This is a genomic window from uncultured Amaricoccus sp., from assembly GCF_937858865.1.
Lineage (GTDB): Bacteria > Pseudomonadota > Alphaproteobacteria > Rhodobacterales > Rhodobacteraceae > Amaricoccus.
On sequence record NZ_CALLYO010000023.1, the window covers coordinates 1 to 3,259 of the forward strand.

The 3,259-nt window shown below is 72.8% G+C and carries 5 protein-coding genes; all 5 read right to left on the bottom strand.

The window, feature by feature from the left end; translation table 11 throughout:
• Positions 1 to 469: DNA repair protein RecO (gene recO, locus Q0112_RS00430; RefSeq protein WP_297970089.1), on the bottom strand; the 469-nt coding region annotated here is incomplete at its 3' end.
• A gap of 10 nt (positions 470 to 479) precedes the next feature.
• Positions 480 to 815, bottom strand: coding sequence for a DUF1491 family protein (locus Q0112_RS00435; RefSeq protein ID WP_297970091.1), 336 nt, complete (start codon positions 813 to 815; stop codon positions 480 to 482).
• A complete protein-coding gene (gene era, locus Q0112_RS00440) occupies positions 812 to 1,720 on the bottom strand; it encodes a GTPase Era (RefSeq protein WP_297970093.1) in 909 nt (302 codons plus the stop codon). The genes Q0112_RS00435 and era overlap by 4 nt, the downstream gene beginning before the upstream one ends.
• The gene (gene rnc / locus Q0112_RS00445; protein WP_297970097.1) at positions 1,717 to 2,379 is read right to left on the bottom strand and encodes a ribonuclease III; all 663 of its coding nucleotides are present in this window, start codon (positions 2,377 to 2,379) and stop codon (positions 1,717 to 1,719) included. The genes era and rnc overlap by 4 nt, the downstream gene beginning before the upstream one ends.
• Before the next feature lie 14 nt (positions 2,380 to 2,393).
• The gene (gene lepB, locus Q0112_RS00450; protein WP_297970095.1) at positions 2,394 to 3,179 is read right to left on the bottom strand and encodes a signal peptidase I; all 786 of its coding nucleotides are present in this window, start codon (positions 3,177 to 3,179) and stop codon (positions 2,394 to 2,396) included.
• Between the last annotated feature and the right edge of the window lie 80 nt (positions 3,180 to 3,259).

Below are 3,259 nucleotides of genomic sequence, written 5' to 3' on the forward strand. Positions count from 1 at the left end.
CGAGCCTCTGCCGGGTCAGCTCGCCGTAGGCCGGCCACGAGCGCACGTCGAAGTAGACGTCGCCGGAGCCGTCCTCGGCCGCGTAGGCGTGCCCCCTCTCGACGAGCGCGTCGATCAGCTCGAGGCTCCGCGCGTAGAGCGCCGGATGCGCGTCCCGCTCCGGCAGCGTCACGGAAAGGAGGGCGTTCATCGAGACGAGCGCGGCGAGCGCCGCCGGATCGGCCATGATCGCGGCGGTGCGCGAGGGCATCGGGTCGACGCGGAAGGTGCCGATATGCTCCTCGAGCCGCGCCGACCATTCGAGCGAGAGCCGCGTGCCCGGCTGCAGCACCGGCGCCATCCGCCGCCCCGCCCCGCCGCGCACGACGCCGGCGTGGCGGCCGTGGCCGGCGGTGAAGACCTCGATGATCGCCGAGCTCTCGCCGTGCCGCCGGGCGGCGATCAGGATGCCTTCGTCGCGCCAGTCCATGGCGCCTCTTCTAGTCGGCGAGGCCGGGCTGGTCGAGAAGGTGGCGCCCCGAGCGGTCCTCGACCTCGATCACCCAGAGGTCGGGGTCGAACCGGCGCTGGCGCTCGAGCGCCGCGTCGACCTCGGCCTCCGCCCCCTCGGCGAGCGGGGCCCAGATGCGGGCGCCCTCGCGGTCGTAGCTGCGCTGGAAGGCGGCGGCGCGCCCGTCGAGGGTGTTGAGCTTCACCACCACCGCGCCCGCCGTCGCGTCCCCCTTCGCGGTGACGAAGGCCGGGATCTCGGCCTGGCGGAGCCGGGCGAGGTAGGCCTCGACCCAGAAGCGGGCGGTGAGGCGCGGGGCGCTCACGCGTCGCCGTCGCGGAAGTCGAGGCCGATCTCGCCGTAGCGCTCGCGCTCCTCGAGCCAGCCGGGGCGCACCTTGACGGTCAGGAAAAGGTGCACCTCGCGGCCGAGGAACGCCTTGAGCTCCTCGCGCGCCGCCTTCCCCACCGCCTTGATCGTCTCCCCCTTCGGGCCGAGCGCGATGCCCTTGTGGCCCTCGCGGGCGACGTAGATCACCTGGTCGATGCGGACCGAGCCGTCCTTGCGCTCCTCCCACGCCTCGGTCTCGACGGTGAGCTCGTAGGGGAGCTCCTGGTGCAGGCGCAGCGTCAGCTTCTCGCGCGTCATCTCCGCGGCGATCATCCGGAGCGGCAGGTCGGCGATCTGGTCCTCGGGGTAGAGCCAGGGGCCCTCCGGCACCTGCTCGGCCAGCCACCGGCGCAGGTCCTCGACCCCATGGCCGCGCTCGGCCGAGATCATGAAGGTGGCGGCGAAGTCGCGGAGCCCGTTCATCTCGGCGCTGAGGGCGAGGAGCCGCTCCGCCGGCACCTTGTCGATCTTGTTGATGGCGAGCGCCACGGTGCGCCCCTTGGGGAGCTGGTCCGCCAGGCGGTCGAGGATCTCGCGCACCCCGTCGGTCACGCCGCGGTGCGCCTCGATCAGCAGCACGACGACGTCGGCGTCGGCCGCGCCCCCCCAGGCCGCCTTCACCATCGCCCGGTCGAGCCGCCGCCGCGGGCGGAAGAGCCCCGGCGTGTCGACGAAGACGAGCTGCGCCTCGCCCTCGATGGCGATGCCGCGGATGCGGGTGCGCGTCGTCTGCACCTTGTGGGTGACGATCGAGACCTTCGCGCCCACCATGCGGTTGAGCAGCGTCGACTTGCCGGCGTTCGGCTCGCCGATGAGCGCGACGAGGCCGCAGCGGGTCACGCCTCACCCTCCAGCCGCGCCAGCATGAGCTCGGCCGCCGCCTGCTGCGCCGCCCGCTTCGAGGCGGCGCGCGCCTCGGCGGCGCGCCCGTCCTCGAGCCGAACCTCGACCGAGAAGACCGGCGCATGGTCCGGCCCCGTGCGGCCGACGTCGACATAATCGGGCGGGTGCTGGCCGCGGCCCTGCGCCCATTCCTGCAGCGCCGTCTTGGCGTCGCGCCCGAGCCCGCGCGCCGCGGCGATGCGCTCGCCCCAGGCGCGCAGGATCAGCCCGCGCGCCGCCTCGAGCCCGCCGTCGAGATAGACCGCGGCGATCACCGCCTCCATGGCATCGCCGAGGAGTGCCGTGCGCTTCCTCCCGCCCGAGATCATCTCCGAGCGCCCCATGCGGATGGCGCTGCCGAGGTCGAGCGCGGCGGCGACCTCGGCGCAGGTCTCCTTCCTGACGAGCGCGTTCAGCCGCGGCGCGAGATCGCCCTCGCTCGCCCCCGGGTCGGCGGCGAGCAGCGCCTCGGCGATGACGAGGCCGAGCACGCGGTCACCGAGGAACTCGAGCCGCTGGTTGTCGGCGCGGCCGGCGAAGGAGGGATGGGTCAGCGCCTCGACGAGCAGCTCGGGCCGGGCGAACGCATGGCCGAGCCGGGCCTCCGCGCCCGCCATGGCGCGGCCGAGCTTCACTGGATGCTCACGAAGAACCGGTCGGGCCGCCAGGTCCAGAAGGCGAGCATCGAGGGGCCGGCCGAGGAGAAGATCACCCGGTCGGCGCGGCCGACCAGGTTCGCGAAGGGCACGAAGCCGACCCCGCCGGCCGAGCGCGGGAAGCGCGAGTCCATCGAGTTGTCGCGGTTGTCGCCCATGAAGAAGAACTCGCCCTCGGGCACGGTGAAGACGGGCGTATTGTCGCCGAAGCCGTCCTCGATGTTGAGGATCGCGTGGCGATCCCCCTCGGGCAGCGTCTCGATCAGGCGGTCGGTGATGCAGTCGCCCCCGGGCTCCACCGGCCGGTTCGCGCAGCGCGGCATCGCCCGCATCGGCCCCTGCGGCAGGTTCGGCTCGACGAACTGGCCGTCCGGCTCCTGCGGCAGCGCCTGGCCGTTGATGCGCAGCACGCCGTCGACCATCTGGATCTGGTCGCCCGGCAGCCCGATCAGCCGCTTGATGTAGTCGGTGCCGTTGGTCGGATGCTTGAAGACGACGACGTCGCCCCGGTGCGGCTCCCGCGCCAGGATGCGCCCGTCGAAGGGGCACATGGCGAAGGGGCAGGAATAGCGCGAATAGCCGTAGGCCATCTTGTTGACGAAGAGGAAGTCGCCGATGAGCAGCGTCGGCATCATCGAGCCCGAGGGGATCCAGAAGGGCTGGAAGAAGAGGGTGCGGATGACGCCGGCGAGCAGCAGCGCATAGACGATGGTCTTCACGAGCTCGAGGAAGCCGCCCTTCGCCTTGGTCTTCGCCGACATCTCGCTTCTTCCGTCCTGAGCGCGCAGGGCCGCCTTGTCGCCCCTGCCCCCCGCCCTGTCAAGGCAGCGGCCCGGCGGGC

What these genes read in the sequence shown, in the direction of transcription:
- rnc (WP_297970097.1), bottom strand. Translation starts at nt 2,379, where the DNA reads ATGGCGGGCGCGGAGGCCCGGCTCGGCCATGCGTTCGCCCGGCCCGAG.
- lepB (WP_297970095.1), bottom strand. Translation starts at nt 3,179, where the DNA reads ATGTCGGCGAAGACCAAGGCGAAGGGCGGCTTCCTCGAGCTCGTGAAG.